Annotated in this window: 10 protein-coding genes; 3 read left to right on the top strand and 7 right to left on the bottom strand. The window is 72.4% G+C overall.

What is annotated here, in order from left to right; all coding sequences use genetic code 11:
• Positions 1-25 precede the first annotated feature (25 nt).
• Complete coding sequence (locus tag DRB96_RS21010) at positions 26-928, bottom strand: acyl-CoA thioesterase II (protein ID WP_112449845.1); 903 nt, start codon at positions 926-928, stop codon at positions 26-28.
• Between the two features lie 88 nt (positions 929-1,016).
• Entirely contained in the window at positions 1,017-3,539 is a 2,523-nt protein-coding gene (locus DRB96_RS21005) for a DEAD/DEAH box helicase (RefSeq protein ID WP_112449844.1), read from the bottom strand.
• Between the two features lie 145 nt (positions 3,540-3,684).
• Between DRB96_RS21005 and DRB96_RS21000 the strand changes: the two genes are divergently transcribed.
• The gene (locus tag DRB96_RS21000; protein ID WP_112449843.1) at positions 3,685-4,476 is read left to right on the top strand and encodes a metal-dependent hydrolase; all 792 of its coding nucleotides are present in this window, start codon (positions 3,685-3,687) and stop codon (positions 4,474-4,476) included.
• 129 nt (positions 4,477-4,605) lie between these two features.
• On the opposite strand, the gene DRB96_RS20995 is transcribed toward DRB96_RS21000, so the two are convergent.
• The 4 genes from DRB96_RS20995 to DRB96_RS20980 form a co-directional block, all read right to left on the bottom strand.
• A complete protein-coding gene (locus DRB96_RS20995; RefSeq protein ID WP_112449842.1) occupies positions 4,606-6,387 on the bottom strand; it encodes an ABC transporter ATP-binding protein in 1,782 nt (593 codons plus the stop codon).
• Complete coding sequence (locus DRB96_RS20990; protein ID WP_112449841.1) at positions 6,384-8,231, bottom strand: ABC transporter ATP-binding protein; 1,848 nt, start codon at positions 8,229-8,231, stop codon at positions 6,384-6,386. Before DRB96_RS20990 ends, DRB96_RS20995 begins: the two co-directional genes overlap by 4 nt.
• A gap of 112 nt (positions 8,232-8,343) precedes the next feature.
• Positions 8,344-11,280, bottom strand: a complete 2,937-nt coding sequence (locus DRB96_RS20985; RefSeq protein ID WP_112449840.1) for an FAD-binding and (Fe-S)-binding domain-containing protein — start codon at positions 11,278-11,280, stop codon at positions 8,344-8,346.
• Between the two features lie 95 nt (positions 11,281-11,375).
• Entirely contained in the window at positions 11,376-11,837 is a 462-nt protein-coding gene (locus tag DRB96_RS20980) for a MarR family transcriptional regulator (protein WP_112449839.1), read from the bottom strand.
• Positions 11,838-11,944: 107 nt separating this feature from the next.
• Between DRB96_RS20980 and DRB96_RS20975 the strand changes: the two genes are divergently transcribed.
• Positions 11,945-13,894 (top strand): ABC transporter ATP-binding protein, encoded by a 1,950-nt coding sequence (locus tag DRB96_RS20975; protein WP_239516273.1) that lies wholly within the window; start codon positions 11,945-11,947, stop codon positions 13,892-13,894.
• Between the two features lie 63 nt (positions 13,895-13,957).
• Positions 13,958-14,797 (top strand): endolytic transglycosylase MltG, encoded by an 840-nt coding sequence (gene mltG, locus DRB96_RS20970; protein ID WP_112449838.1) that lies wholly within the window; start codon positions 13,958-13,960, stop codon positions 14,795-14,797.
• A gap of 59 nt (positions 14,798-14,856) precedes the next feature.
• Here mltG and DRB96_RS20965 read toward each other — a convergent pair whose 3' ends face one another.
• Entirely contained in the window at positions 14,857-15,924 is a 1,068-nt protein-coding gene (locus DRB96_RS20965) for an NAD(P)-binding domain-containing protein (protein WP_112453603.1), read from the bottom strand.
• Positions 15,925-15,941: the final 17 nt, after the last annotated feature.

Raw genomic sequence — 15,941 nt, 5'->3', positions numbered from 1 at the left:
GGTCGGACGGCTGCGGTGATCCGGTCTACTGCGGCGACACGGCCGGCGTGCCGTCCTTCGCGCCGTACGGCCGGAAGAGACCCTCCTGGACCACGGAGACCAGCAGCCTGCCCTCGAGGTCGTAGATGCGGCCGCGCGCCAGGCCCCGGCCACCGTGCGCGATGGGCGACTCCTGGTCGTACAGGAACCACTCGTCCGTCCGGAAGGGCCGGTGGAACCACATGGCGTGGTCCAGGGAGGCCATGTCGAAACCGCGCATGCCCCACAGGGGCTCCACGGGGATGCGCACGGCGTCGAGGAGGGTCATGTCACTGGCGTAGGTGAGGGCGCAGGTGTGCACGAGCGGGTCGTCGCCCAGCGGGCCGACGGCGCGCATCCACACCGCGCTGCGCGGATCGGCGTCCTTGAGCTGCTCGGGGGTCCAGCGGAGCCGGTCCACGTAGCGGATGTCGAAGGGCTGGCGGCGGGCCATCCGCTCCAGCGCCTCGGGCAGTGCGCCCAGGTGCTCGCGGATCTCGTCCACGACCTTCGGGAGCGTGTCCGGGTGCGGGAAGTCGAGGCGGGGAGGCAGCTGGTGCTCGATGCTGCCCTCCTCCGGGTGATGGAAGGAGGCGGTCAGATTGAAGATGGTCTTGCCCTGCTGGACCGCGGTGACCCGGCGCGTGGTGAAGGAGCGCCCGTCGCGCACCCGCTCCACCTGGTACACGATCGGCACCCCGGGGATGCCGGGGCGCAGGAAGTACGCGTGGAGGGAGTGGACGGGCCGGTCGCTCTCGGTGGTGCGGCCGGCCGCCACCAGCGCCTGGCCGGCGACCTGGCCGCCGAAGACGCGCTGGAGGGACTCCTGGGGGCTCGCGCCCCGGAAGATGTTGACCTCGATCTGCTCCAGGTCGAGCAGATCGACCAGCCTCTCGGCGGGGTTCGTCATCAGAGGATCTCCACTGTCGGGCCCGGCGGCCACGGTGGCGCCGGTCGGTTGCGGGCAGGGCCCCCGCCCGGACGGGGTCCGGGGGAGGTCAGAGCTGGCCGAGCTCGCCCACCGAGGTGACGCGGATGACGGCCCGGGCCTCCTCGTCGGAGGCGGCCAGGTCGACCTCGGCGCTGATGCCCCAGCCATGGTCCCCGTTGGGGTCCGCGAAGGTCTGGCGGACGCGCCACAGGCCGTGCGCCGCATCCTCCTCGATCTGGAGCAGCTTGGGGCCGCGCGCGTCGGGGCCGGTGCCCAGGTCGTCGTACTCGTCCCAATAGCCGTCCAGCGCTTCGCCCCAGGCGTCGGCGTCCCAGCCGGAGTCCCCGTCCAGCTCGCCCAGCACGTTGACGTGGTCCAGGGCGGCCAGCTCGACACGGCGGAACATGGCGTTGCGGACCAGGACGCGGAAGGCGCGGGCGTTCGCTGTGACCGGCTTGACCTGGTCGGCCCTCTCCTGGGCCTGCTCCGCCGTCTCCACCTCCGGGTTCGCCAGCTGCTCCCACTCGTCGAGCAGGCTGGAGTCGACCTGGCGGACCAGCTCGCCGAGCCAGGCGATGAGGTCCTGGAGGTCCTCGGACTTGAGGTCGTCGGGGATCGTGTGGTCCAGCGCCTTGAAGGCACCGGCCAGGTAGCGCAGCACGATGCCCTCGGTGCGGGCGAGTTCGTAGAAGGAGGTGAACTCGGTGAAGGTCATCGCGCGTTCGTACATGTCGCGGATGATCGACTTCGGGGAGACCGGGTGGTCGCGGACCCACGGGTGGCTCTTGCTGTACACGTCGTAGGCGTGCAGGAGGAGCTCTTCGAGCGGCTTGGGATAGGTGACGTCCTGGAGCCGCTCCATCCGCTCCTCGTACTCGATCCCGTCGGCCTTCATCTGGCCGACCATGATCCCGCGTTCCTTGTTCTGCTGGGCCGCGAGGATCTGGCGCGGGTCGTCGAGCGTGGACTCGACGACCGAGACCATGTCCAGCGCGTAGGAGGGGGACTCCGGGTCCAGCAGGTCGAAGGAGGCGAGCGCGAAGGTGGACAGCGGCTGGTTCAGCGCGAAGTCCTGCTGGAGGTCGACGGTGAGGCGGATCGTGCGGCCCTCGGCGTCGGGGGTGTCGAGCTTCTCGACGACACCGCCGTCCAGCAGCGAGCGGTAGATGGCGATGGCCCGGCGGATGTGGCGCAGCTGGGCCTTGCGCGGCTCGTGGTTGTCCTCGAGCAGGTGGCGCATCGCCTTGAAGGCGTCGCCGGGCCGGGCGATGACCGACAGGAGCATGATGTTGGTGACCTTGAAGCGCGAGGTCAGCGCCTCCGGGTCGGCGCCGATGAGCTTCTCGAAGGTGGTGTCCGACCAGGCGACGAAGCCCTCGGGAGCCTTCTTGCGGACCACCTTGCGGCGCTTCTTCGGGTCGTCGCCCGCCTTCGCCAGGGCCTTCTCGTTCTCGATCACGTGCTCGGGCGCCTGGGCCACCACATAGCCGGCGGTGTCGAAGCCGGCCCGGCCCGCTCGGCCGGCGATCTGGTGGAACTCGCGGGCGCGCAGCGTGCGGACCCGGGTGCCGTCGTACTTGGTCAGCGCGGTGAACAGCACCGTACGGATCGGGACGTTGACGCCGACGCCGAGGGTGTCGGTGCCGCAGATGACCTTCAGCAGGCCGGCCTGGGCCAGCTTCTCCACCAGGCGGCGGTACTTGGGCAGCATGCCCGCGTGGTGCACGCCGATGCCGTGGCGGACGTAGCGCGAGAGGTTCTGGCCGAACTTGGTGGTGAAGCGGAAGTTGCCGATCAGCTCGGCGATCTTGTCCTTCTCCTCGCGGGTGCACATGTTGATGCTCATCAGCGACTGTGCCCGCTCGACGGCCTGCGCCTGCGTGAAGTGCACGATGTAGACCGGGGCCTGCCGGGTCTCCAGCAGCTCGGTGATGGTGTCGGTGATCGGCGTCGTGACGTACTCGTACGACAGCGGGACGGGCCGGGTCGCGGAGCGGACCACCGTGGTGGGCCGGCCGGTGCGCCGGGTCAGGTCCTCCTCGAACCGCTTCATGTCGCCGAGCGTCGCGGACATCAGCACGAACTGCGCCTGCGGCAGTTCCAGGATCGGGATCTGCCAGGCCCAGCCGCGGTCCGCCTCCGCGTAGAAGTGGAACTCGTCCATCACGACCTGGCCGATGTCGGCGTACTTGCCGTCGCGCAGGGCGATCGAGGCCAGCACCTCGGCGGTGCAGCAGATCACCGGGGCGTCCGAGTTCACCGAGGCGTCGCCGGTCAGCATGCCGACGTTCTCGGTGCCGAAGAGCTTGCAGAGGTCGAAGAACTTCTCGGAGACCAGCGCCTTGATGGGGGCGGTGTAGAAGGTGACCTTGTCCTGGGCCAGCGCGGTGAAGTGCGCGCCCGCCGCGACCAGGCTCTTGCCCGAGCCCGTCGGGGTGGACAGGATCACGTTCGCGCCCGAGACGACCTCGATCAGCGCTTCCTCCTGCGCCGGGTACAGGGTGATGCCCTGGTCCTCCGCCCACGAGGAGAAAGCCTCGAAGAGGGCATCGGGGTCGGCGTTCGGCGGGAGCTGATCAATGAGGGTCACACCCCCCATCTTGCCTGGCTTCCCCCCGGATGAGGGAACCGGCGGACGGATGGAAGATCATCGACGGTACGCTGTGCCGTCGATGCGGCCCGAACGACACCGTCGGCAGGGCCCGACCAGCACACCACCGGGGCGGGGAACGACCATGATGGGTCCGGCGCACTCACTGTCCGGGGCAGCGGCCTGGCTGGGGGTGGGCGCGGCAGCCGCGGCCTCCGGGCACCCGATGCCCTGGCCCGTCCTCGTCGTCGGCGCGCTGATCTGCGCCGGAGCCGCACTCGCCCCCGACCTCGACCACAAGTCGGCGACGATCTCCCGGGCCTTCGGCCCGCTCTCGCGCGGCCTCTGCGAGGTGGTCGACAAGATCTCCTACGGGGTCTACAAGGCCACCCGGGCCCCGCGCGACGCCCGCCGCACCGGCGGCCACCGCACCTTGACCCACACCTGGGTCTGGGCCGTCCTGATCGGCGCGGGCTCCTCCGCGCTCGCCGTCACCGCCGACCGGTGGGGCGTGCTCGCACTGCTCTTCGTCCACCTGGTCCTGGCCGTCGAAGGCCTGCTGTGGCGGGCCGCCCGCATGTCCAGCGACGTCCTGGTCTGGCTGCTCGGCGCGACCAGCGCCTGGATACTGGCCGGGGTGCTCGACCAGCCCGGCAACGGCTCCGGCTGGCTCTTCACCGGCCCCGGCCAGGAGTACCTGTGGCTCGGCCTGCCGATCGTGCTCGGCGCCCTGGTCCACGACATCGGCGACGCCCTGACCGTCTCCGGCTGCCCGATCCTGTGGCCCCTGCCCATCGCGGGCAAGCGCTGGTACCCGATCGGCCCGCCCAAGATGATGCGCTTCCGCGCCGGCAGCTGGGTGGAGCTCAAGCTCCTCATGCCGGTGTTCATGCTGCTCGGCGGCGTCGGCGGAGCCTCGGCCCTCGGCCTCTTCTAGTGCTGTGACCGGAAGGGGCCTCCGGTTCCTCCGCTTCCTCCGGCTTTCGCATCGAGGCCCCGTGTTCCCCCGCGGTCGCGGGGGAACACGGGGCCTCGTACGTGCACCGGCACAGGACCCGGGGGCGGGTCACCCGTGCCAGGAGCGCCACAGGGCGGCGTACGCGCCGTCCGCCGCGACCAGGGCGTCATGCGAGCCGAGCTCGCTGATCCGCCCGCCCTCGACCACCGCGATCACGTCCGCGTCGTGCGCGGTGTGCAGCCGGTGCGCGATCGCGATCACCGTACGGCCGTCCAGCACCCGGGCCAGCGAACGCTCCAGGTGCCGGGCCGCGCGCGGGTCCAGCAGCGAGGTGGCCTCGTCCAGCACCAGGGTGTGCGGATCCGCCAGCACCAGCCGGGCCAGCGCGATCTGCTGGGCCTGCGCCGGAGTCAGCGCCGCGGCGCCCGAGCCGACCTCGGTGTCCAGACCGGAGTCCAGCGCCCGCGCCCAGTCCTGCGCGTCGACCGCGCCGAGCGCCTCCCACAGCTCCTCGTCCCCGGCCTCCGAACGGGCGAGGCGCAGGTTGTCGCGCAGCGAGCCCACGAACACGTGGTGCTCCTGGTTGACCAGGGCCACGTGCTGGCGCACCCGCTCCGCCGGCATCCGCGACAGGCGCGCCCCACCGAGGGTGATCTCGCCGGTCCGGGGCGCGTAGATGCCCGCCAGCAGCCGGCCCAGCGTCGACTTGCCCGCGCCCGAGGGCCCGACCAGGGCCATCCGGGTGCCCGGCGGCACCGACATCGACACCTGGTGCAGGACGTCGACGCCCTCCCGGTAGCCGAAGTGCACCTGGTCCGCCCGGACGTCGCGGCCGTCCGGGGAGAGCGAGGCGTCCCCCGCGTCCGGCTCGATCTCCCGCACGCCCACCAGCCGGGCCAGCGAGACCTGCGCGATCTGCAACTCGTCGTACCAGCGCAGGATCAGGCCGATCGGGTCGACCATCATCTGCGCGAGCAGCGCGCCGGTGGTCAGCTGGCCCACCGACATCCAGCCCTGGATCACGCAGTACCCGCCGATCATCAGCACCGAGCCGAGGATCGTCACGTACGTGACGTTGATGACGGGGAAGAGGACCGTCCGCAGGAACAGCGTGTACCGCTCCCACGCCGTCCACTCCTTGATCCGCTGGTCCGACAGCTCGATCCGGCGCCCGCCGAGGCGGTGCGCCTCGATGGTGCGGCCCGCGTCCACCGTCTCGGTGAGCACCGCCGCGACCGCGGCGTAGCCGGCGGCCTCCGAACGGTAGGCCCGGGGCGCCCGCTTGAAGTACCAGCGGCAGCCGATCACCATGACCGGAAGCGCCACCAGCGCCGCCAGCGCCAGCGGCGGGGCGGTCACGGCGAGCGCTCCGTAGAGCAGCCCCGCCCAGACCACGCCGATCGCCAGCTGCGGCACGGCCTCGCGCATCGCGTTGGCCAGCCGGTCGATGTCGGTGGTGATCCGCGAGAGCAGGTCTCCGGTGCCCGCGCGCTCCAGGACGCCCGGCGGCAGGCCCACCGACCGCACGAGGAAGTCCTCGCGCAGGTCGGCCAGCATCTCCTCGCCGAGCATCGCCCCGCGCAGCCGGACCATCCGGACGAACAGGGTCTGGACACCGAGTGCCAGCGCGAACAGCAGCCCCACGCGCCCCAGATGGAGTTCGCGGGCTCCCTCCGTGAGCTGGTCCACCACCTGGCCCAGCAGGTACGGGCCCACCATGGAGGCGACCACCGCGACCGTGTTGACCGCCACCAGGGCCACGAAGGCCCGCCGGTGGCGGCGGAACAGGCCGCGCACGTAGTCCCGTACGGTCGCCGACGTGCCCACGGGCAGGGTCGCTGCCGTTTCGGGGGCCGCCGGATCGTATTGCGGCGGCGCCACGCCGATCATGCGGATTCCTCGATCTCTGTCAGTACGGATTCCCTGTGCGAGAGCCGCTGTTCGTCCTCGGTCTCGCGGGTGACGACCGCGCGGTAGCGCGGATCGCCGTGCAACAGCTCGCGGTGGGTGCCGCTCGCCACGACCGAGCCCTCGTGGACGAGGACGACCCGGTCGGCGCGGTCCAGCAGCAGCGGCGAGGACGCCAGCACCACCGTCGTGCGCCCGGCGCGCAGGTCAGAGATCCCGTCCGCGATCCGCGCCTCGGTGTGCGAGTCGACCGCGGAGGTCGGCTCGTCCAGCACCAGCACCTCGGGGTCGGTGACCAGCGAGCGCGCCAGGGCGAGCCGCTGGCGCTGGCCGCCGGACAGCGACCGGCCGCGCTCGGTGATCCGGGCGTCCATCGGGTCGTCCACCCCGTCGGGGGCGGACTGCAGCAGGGCGTCCAGTACGTCCGTGCACTGGGCCGCCGCGAGGGCCTCGCGCGGGTCGACCGCGCCGGAGGCCGGTACGTCGAACAGCTCGCGCAGCGTCCCGGACAGCAGGACCGGGTCCTTGTCCTGTACGAGGACCAGCGTGCGTGCCGTGTCGAGCGCGAGCTCGTCCAGCGCGACCCCGCCCAGCAGGACGGAGGGGCCGGCCGCGGCGTCCATCGGATGCCCGCCCAGCCGCTCCGCGAGCCGGCCCGCCAGGTCCGGGTCCCCGCACACCACGGCCGTGAACCGGCCCGCCGGGACGAGCAGCCCCGTCTCCGGGTCGTACAGGTCGCCGCCGGGGGCGGGCGGCCGCGCGGAGCCGGAGCCCGCCGCGTCCTTGCCCGCGTCCGCGTCCGTGTCCGTGTTCGCATGCGTGTCCGGGTCCGTCCGCGTCAGCGACAGCACCCGGGCGGCCCGCTTGGCGGAGGGCCGCGAGAAGGAGTACGCCATCGCGATCTCCTCGAAGTGCCGCAGCGGGTAGAGCATGGTGGCGACGGCGCTGAAGGCGGCGACGAGTTCGCCGACCGCGAGCCGGCCGTCCAGGACGAGCGCGGACCCGTACCAGACCACCGTGATCAGCAGCACGCCCGGCAGCAGCACCTGGATCGCGGAGATCAGCGCCCACATCCGGGCACTGCGCACGGCCGCCTTGCGGACCTCCTGCGAGGCCTCGCGGTAGCGGCTGAGGAAGAGCTCCTCGCCGCCGATGCCGCGCAGCACCCGCAGGCCCGCCACGGTGTCCGAGGCCAGCTCGGTGGCCCGGCCCGCCTTCTCCCGCTGGACGTCGGCGCGCTGGGTGGCGCGCGGCAGCAGGGGGAGGACGGCGAGCGCGAGGACCGGCATGCCGAGGGCCACGACCACGCCGATCGTGGGCGCGTAGAAGAGCAGGACGACACAGCCGAGGACCAGGGTCAGGGCGGCGGCCAGGAAGCGCGAGACGGCCTCGACGAACCAGCCGATCTTCTCCACGTCCCCCGTGGAGACCGCCACCACCTCGCCCGCCGCGACCCGCCGGGTCAGCGCGGAGCCGAGCTCGGCGGTCTTGCGGGCGAGCAGCTGCTGGACGCGCGCGGCGGCGGTGATCCAGTTGGTGACGGCGGTCCGGTGCAGCATCGCGTCGCCGAGCGAGATCGCGACGCCGAGCAGCGCGATCAGGCCGCCGACCCAGAGCAGCCGGTCGCCGTCGCGGTCCACGACGGCGTCGATGCCCAGGCCCACGGCGTACGGCAGTCCGGCGATGCCGCCGAAGTGGAGGAGCCCCCAGCACAGGCTTTTGGCCTGTCCGCCGAGTTGGCCCCGACCCAGCCACCAGAGGAAGCGGGGGCCGGAGCGAGCGTCGGGTACCCCTGGGTCCGGATACGGAAGATCGCTGATCTGCATGACGCCCCATGACTCGTCGAGTGGTCCAAACCGTGCAAGGTTCGCGTTCCGGACCGGTCCAGGGCAATCGATTTTCCGTTGGCCGAAGCCTTCCGCGTGAAGACCTGGGGCGTCAGGGGCGGGTGGCGCGCTCCAGCTCCAGCAGCGCCGAGTAGTAGCTGCGACCGGTGGCCCGGTCCATGCCCACCTCGCACATCCGGTTCGCCGACAGGTGCGCGTCGAACCATCGCGCCGTCACCTCGGCCGCCTCGCGCGCCGTCGCCGATCGCGTCAGCTCCGGGTGCAGCATGCCGCGGTCGCCCGCGAAGGCGCAGCACCCCGCGTCGTACGGGACCACCACCTCGTCCGCGCAGGCCTCGGCCACGGCCCGCAGGCTGCCCTCGTCGTCCAAGTGCCGCATCGAGCAGGTGGGGTGGAGGACCGCCGAGCCGACCGTGCGCCGGATCTCCAGGCGCGGCAGCAGCTCCTCGGCGGCCCAGACGATGGAGTCGACGATCCGCAGCTCGGCGTGGAGCGCCCGGTTGTCGTCGGTCAGGTAGAGGACCACCTCGTGGGCGATGCCCAGGGTGCAGGAGGACGCGTCGACCACGAGCGGGAGCCGGCCGCCGGCCGTCCAGCCCCAGGCTGCCGCCACGATCCGGTTGGCCATCACGCGGTTGCCCGCGTCGTAGCCCTTGGAGTGCCAGATCGTCGCGCAGCAGGTGCCGGTCACGTCCCGGGGGATCCACACCGGCTTCCCGGCCCGCTCCGACACCGCGACCACGGCCTCCGGCAGGGAGGGGCCGGCCATGCCGTCGGGTCCGCCGAAGATCCGGTTGACGCAGGCCGGGTAGTACACGGCCGCGGCGCCCACCCGCCGGGTCACGGGGAGCCTGCGGGCCGCGGCGCCGGGGATCTGCGGCAGCCACTCCGGGACCAGGTCCGGTCGTACGGCCTTGCGCGCGGCTCCCGTCAGGGCCTCCAGCACGCGGTCCCCGACGGTGTCGGTGATCTTGTCGGCGGCGGCCACGGCCAGCCGCGCGGCCGCTTCGACCGTCCGGAACCGCCGGGCGGCGAGCTCCGCGGCACGCTCCTCGCGCGGGCTGTGCCGGCGGTGGCGGAATTCCTTCATGAGGGCGCCGGTGTCGATGCCGACGGGGCAGGCGAGCTTGCAGGTGGAGTCGCCGGCGCAGGTGTCCACGGCGTCGTATCCGTAGGCGCCGAGGAGCCCGTCGAGCACGGGGGAGCCGGGCTGCTGGCGCATCATCTCGCGGCGCAGCACGATCCGCTGGCGCGGAGTGGTCGTCAGGTCCTCGCTGGGGCAGGTCGGTTCGCAGAACCCGCACTCGATGCAGGGGTCGGCGAGCGCCTCCACCCGCGGGATGGTCTTCAGGCCGCGCAGGTGCGCCTTCGGGTCGCGGTCGAGGAGGATCCGCGGGGCGAGCACCAGGTCGGGGTCGAGGACCCGCTTGGTGCGCCACATCAGCTCGGTGGCCCGGGGCCCCCACTCCAGTTCCAGGAAGGGGGCCATGTTGCGGCCGGTGGAGTGCTCGGCCTTCAGGGAGCCGTCGAAGCGCTCCACGGTGAGCCGGCAGAAGGCGTCCATGAAGGCGGCGTACCGGGCGACGTCGGCGGGTTCGGCGGCGTCGAAGGCGAGCAGGAAGTGCAGGTTGCCGTGGGCGGCGTGGCCGGCGACGGCCGCGTCGAACCCGTGCTCCGCCTGGAGTTCGAGGAGGGCCTCGCAGGCCTCGGCCAGCCGGGACGGGGGGACGGCGAAATCCTCGGTGATCAGGGTGGTGCCGGAGGCGCGGGCGCCGCCGACGGCCGTGACGAAGGCCTTGCGGGCCTTCCAGTGGCCGGAGATGGTCTTCGCGTCGCGGGTGAAGGCATTGGTCACCGAGGCCACCGGCGCCACCAGGTCCAGCCCGGCGGCCACCCGCGCGGCGCGCCGCTCGTACTCCGCGCGCCCGGCCTCGTCGGGCGCGCGGAACTCCACCAGCAGGGCGGTGGTGTCCTTGGGCAGCGAGGCCCAGTCGGCGGGTACGCCGGCGACGCTCACCGAGGCGCGCAGGGTGTTGCCGTCCATCAGCTCGACGGCCAGCGCCCCCGCCTCGTTGAAGAGCGGTACGGCGGCCGCCGCGGCGGGCAGCGAGGGGAAGAAGAGCAGCCCGCTGGTGAGCTCGCGGTCCAGCGGCAGGGTGTCGAAGACGACTTCGGAGATGAAGCCGAGCGTGCCCTCGGAGCCGACCATCAGCCCGCGCAGGATCTCCACGGGGGTGTTGCCGTCGAGGTAGGCGTCCAGGCGGTAGCCGGTGGTGTTCTTGATCTCGTACTTGGCCCGGATGCGGGCGACGAGCTCCGGATCGGCCTCGATCTCCCTCTTGATCTCCATGAGGCCGTGGCACACGGCGGGCTCGGCCCGCGCCAGCTCCTCGTCGGCCAGCGGGTCGGCGGTGTCGACGACGGTGCCGCTCGGCAGCACGAAGGTGAGCGAGGACAGGGTGCGGTACGAGTTCCTCGTGGTGCCCGCCGTCATGCCGGAGGCGTTGTTCGCGACGACTCCGCCGAGGGTGCAGGCGATGGCGCTGGCCGGGTCGGGGCCGAGCACGCGGCCGTGGCGGGCGAGCGCGGCGTTGGCCCGCAGCACGGTGGTGCCGGGCTGGATCCGGGCCCGGCGGCCGCCGTCCAGGACCTCGACGCCGGCCCAGTGGCGGCGGACGTCGACCAGGATGTCCTCGCCCTGGGCCTGGCCGTTGAGCGAGGTGCCGGCGGCGCGGAAGACCACCTCGCGCTGTTTTCCGTGGGCGTAGGACAGGACGGCGGAGATGTCGTCGATGTCCTCGGCGATCACGACGACCTCGGGCAGGAACCGGTACGGGGAGGCGTCCGAGGCGTAGCGGACCAGGTCGGAGACGTCTCCCAGCACCTTGCCGGCGCCGAGCAGCTCGGTCAGCTCCCGGCGCAGGGGCTCGGGGGTCCCGCCCGCCCGCCGGTCGGGCACCCGGTCGGGGGCGGGGCCGCTGACGGTGCGCGGGCGCAGTGCCCCGGGCTTCGGTTCCAGCAGCGGCATGTGCGTCCCTCCGACGGGCTCGGACTCGCTCGGGCTCCGGCGCGCTCACCCGTTCGGCGCAGCCCCGGCCCGTGCGTGGCCGGCTCCGCACCAGGTCAGCAGCCGCGCTCCGCCGGGGCGTCCGCCAGAGCGTTCAGCAGGCCGCCGAGCACCTCGCGCTGATCGGCGGTCAATGGAGCCAGGATCTCCTCTGCGGCGCCGGTTCGCGCGTTGCGCAGCCGGCGCAGCGTGGCGCGGCCGGTGTCCGTGAGCTCGATCCTTATGACGCGGCGGTTCGCGGGGTCCGGCGCGCGGCGCACGCAGTCGGCGCTCTCCAGCCCGTCGACGAGCGTGGTCACGGCCCGGGGCACGACCTCCAGCCGGGCGGCGAGGTCGGCCATCCGGGGCGGCTGCACGGCGGAGAGGTGGGCGACCGTGCGCAGCAGGCGGGACTGCGCCGGGGTGATGCCGAGCGGCTCCAGATGGCGTTTCTGGATGCGGTGGAGGCGCCGGGTCAGGCGCAGCAGCTGCTCGGCCAGGATGCCGTCGGTGCTGTCGGTCTCGGAAGCGGTGCTCATGCTGCGGTCCTCATAATGGGAACAGTATCAGGACCAGATTCATTGTGAGTATAGGTAACAATGAGCTATGCTCATGCGAGTCTCGTCCGCTGTCATGAAGGAGGCCCATGCGCCCCAAAGAACCCGAGTGGACCCCATCGAAGGAATCCCTGGACCCGAGCGGTCCCTCCCCGGCCGAGCGGCCGCGTGAGCTGCGCCGCATCGTCGGCCTCTTCCGGCCCTACCGCAGCCGCCTCGCCGTCGTCGGCCTGCTCGTCGCCGCCTCCTCGCTGGTCGGCGTCGCTTCGCCGTTCCTGCTCAAGGCGATCCTGGACGTCGCGATCCCGCAGGGCCGCACCGGGCTGCTCAGCCTGCTCGCCCTCGGCATGATCGCGACCGCCGTCGTCACCAGCGTCTTCGGCGTGCTCCAGACCCTGATATCCACCACGGTCGGCCAGCGGGTCATGCACGACCTGCGCACCGCCGTCTACGCACAGCTCCAGCGGATGCCCCTGGCCTTCTTCACCCGCACGCGCACCGGCGAGGTGCAGTCCCGCATCGCCAACGACATCGGCGGCATGCAGGCGACGGTCACCTCCACGGCGACCTCCCTCGTCTCCAACGCGACGGCCGTGATCGCCTCCGTCGTCGCGATGCTCGCGCTGGACTGGCGGCTGACGGTCATCTCGCTGCTCCTGCTGCCCGTCTTCGTGTGGATCAGCCGCCGGGTCGGCCGCGAGCGCAAGAAGATCACCGCGCAGCGCCAGAAGCAGATGGCCACGATGGCCGCGACGGTCACCGAGTCCCTGTCGGTCAGCGGCATCCTGCTCGGCCGCACGATGGGCCGCGCCGACTCCCTCACCAAGTCCTTCGCCGAGGAGTCCGAGCAGCTCGTCGACCTCGAAGTGCGCTCCAGCATGGCCGGCCGCTGGCGGATGTCGACCATCGGCATCGTCATGGCCGCCATGCCCGCCCTCATCTACTGGGCGGCCGGCGTGGCCCTGCAGACCGGCACGCCCTCGCTGTCGGTCGGCACCCTCGTCGCCTTCGTCTCGCTCCAGCAGGGCCTGTTCCGGCCCGCCGTGAGCCTGCTGTCGACAGGCGTCCAGATACAGACTTCCCTCGCCCTGTTCGCCCGCATCTTCGAGTACCTCGACCTGCCGGTGGACATCACCGAGCGCGAGGACCCCGTCCGCCTCGACCGCGCGAGGGGGGAGGTCCGTCTGGAAGACGTGCACTTCGCGTACGACGCCAAGAGCGGCCCCACCCTGACGGGCATCGACATCACCGTCCCCGCCGGCGGCTCCCTGGCCGTGGTGGGCCCGACCGGATCCGGCAAGAGCACGCTGAGCTACCTCGTCCCCCGGCTCTACGACGTCACCGGCGGCCGGGTCGCCCTCGACGGGGTGGACGTCCGCGACCTCGACTTCGACTCGCTGGCCCGCTCCATCGGCGTGGTATCCCAGGAGACCTACCTCTTCCACGCTTCCGTGGCCGACAACCTGCGCTTCGCCAAGCCGGACGCCACCGACGAGGAGATGGTGGAAGCGGCCCGCGCGGCCCAGATCCACGAGCACATCGCCTCCCTGCCCGACGGGTACGACACCCTGGTCGGCGAGCGCGGATACCGCTTCTCCGGCGGCGAGAAGCAGCGCCTGGCCATCGCGCGCACGATCCTGCGCGACCCTCCGGTCCTGATCCTCGACGAGGCCACCAGTGCACTGGACACCCGTACCGAGCATGCCGTGCAGCGCGCCATCGACAACCTCTCCCAGGGGCGCACCACCATCACCATCGCCCACCGCCTCTCCACCGTCCGCGACGTCGACCAGATCGTGGTTCTCGACGGAGGCCGGATCGCCGAGCGCGGGACCCACGAGGAGCTGCTGGCAGCCGACGGCCGGTATGCGGCCCTCGTCCGCCGGGACCGGGAGACCGCGCTCAAGCCGGAGACCGCGCTCAAGCCCGAGACCGCGCTCAAGCCCGAGGGACTCGTGCTCGCGAAGGAGAACCTCAAGCCCGGGGGCTTCAAGCCCGAGGTGCTACGAGGAGCCGACCCGACCCCGGTGAACGTGTGATCGTATGACCGGCGCACGGGCTGGATGCCGGAAATGAGCCGCTTCGCGGGTTAGCGTTCCCGTATGCGTCATGAGAACCGGCCGCCGTCACCGCGCCGTTCCCGGCTCACCCGCCGGGGTCGGCTGGCGCTCTTCCTCGGCATGCTCCTGGGCCTCGGGGCAGCCGTCCTGATTCCCCTGCTGCCCCGCGCGGAAGCGCCCGAGAAACCGCGCCAGCTGCTGATCCCCGAGGGCTGGCGGGCCCCCCAGGTCTACGCCGCGATCGACCGCGAGCTGAAGCTCCCGGCCGGCTCCGCCAAGGCGGCCGCAACGACGGCCGCACTGCCCCTGCCGGCCGAGGCGAAGGGCAATCCGGAGGGGTACCTCTTCCCGGCCACGTATCCGGTGACCTCCAAAACCACGCCGGCCGCGCTGCTGGCCTACATGGTCGAGACGGCCAACGAGAAGCTCGCCACCAAGGCCGTCGCGGACGGCGCCGGAGCCCACGGGATGACCCCCTACCAGACGGCCACCCTCGCCAGCATCATCGAGGCGGAGGCCGACACCCGCGCCGACATGGGCAAGGTCGCCCGGGTGGTGCACAACCGGCTGGCGAAGTCGATGCCGCTGCAGATGGACTCCACCATCAACTACGCGCTGAACCGCGCCACGGTGGACACCAAGCTGAGCGAGACGAAGATCGACAGCCCCTTCAACACGTACGAGCGCCAGGGCCTGCCCCCGACGCCGATCGACAGCCCCGGCCTGGAGGCCATGGCGGCGGCGGTCGCGCCGACACCCGGGGACTGGCTCTTCTTCGTCACCGTGAAGCAGGGGGACACCCGCTTCTCGGCGACCTACGAGGAACACAAGCGCCACGTGGCCGAGTTCAACCGCCTCCGGTCCGCCTCCCGCAAGACTTAGGCCGTCTCTTTCGGATCTTGCCGGGCCCGCGACGCCCGGCAAGATCCGAAAGAGACGGCCTAAGTCTTGCGGACGGCCGCCGGGGTGCGGGTGAGGAGGCGGTGGATCTCGCGGACCGCGGCGCCGCCCGCGCGGTTGGCGCCGATGGTCGACGCCGAAGGGCCGTAGCCGACCAGGTGGACCCGCTCGTCGCGGACCGCGCGGGTGCCGTCGAGCCGGATGCCGCCGCCGGGCTCGCGCAGGCGCAGCGGGGCCAGGTGGTCGATGGCCGGGCGGAAGCCGGTGGCCCAGACGATCACGTCCGCCTCCACCCGGCTCCCGTCCGCCCAGGCGACCCCGGTGGCCGTGAGGTGGTCGAAAGCGGGACGGCGCTCCAGGACCCCCGATGCCAGTCCGCCCCGGACCGCCTCGTTCAGGGGCAGTCCGGTGACGCTGACCACGCTCTGCGGAGGCAGTCCCCGTCGGACGCGGTCCTCCACCAGGGCCACTGCCGCGCGGCCCTCGGCCTCGCCGAAGTCCCCGTCGCGGAACACCGGGGGCCGGCGGGTGACCCAGGTGGTCTCCGCCGCCACCTCGGCGATCTCCAGCAGGTGCTGCACCGCCGAGGTGCCGCCGCCCACCACCACGACCCGGGCTCCGGCGAACTCCTGCGGCCCGGGGTAGTTCGCCGTGTGCAGCTGGCGGCCGCGGAAGGTCTCCTGGCCCGGGTGGCGCGGCCAGAACGGCCGGTCCCAGGTTCCGGTGGCGTTGATCAGCGCCCGCGCCGACCAGGTCTCGGACCGTGACTCCACCAGCAGCCGGCCGCCCGCCCCCTCGCGTACGGCCGTGACGTCCACGGGGCGGCGTACGCGCAGGTCGAAGCGGTCCTCGTAGGCGGCGAAGTACTCGGAGACCACCTCGGAGGACGGCCGCAGCGGATCGGCTCCGGTCAGCTCCATCCCGGGCAGCGCGTGCATGCCGTGGACCTTGCCGTAGGTGAGCGAGGGCCAGCGGAACTGCCAGGCGCCGCCGGGGCGCGGCGCGTGGTCCAAGACCACGTGGCCCATGCCCGCCCGCGCCAGGTGGTGGGCGCTGGAGAGGCCCGCCTGACCCGCGCCCACGACCACCACGTCCACGTCCACGCCCATGTCCGCGCCCACGCCCA

Source organism: Streptomyces sp. ICC1, assembly GCF_003287935.1.
GTDB classification, from domain to species: Bacteria; Actinomycetota; Actinomycetes; order Streptomycetales; family Streptomycetaceae; genus Streptomyces; species Streptomyces tritrimontium.
The sequence above is the reverse complement of the archived record's forward strand: the minus strand, read 5'-3'. Positions and strand labels throughout refer to the sequence as shown.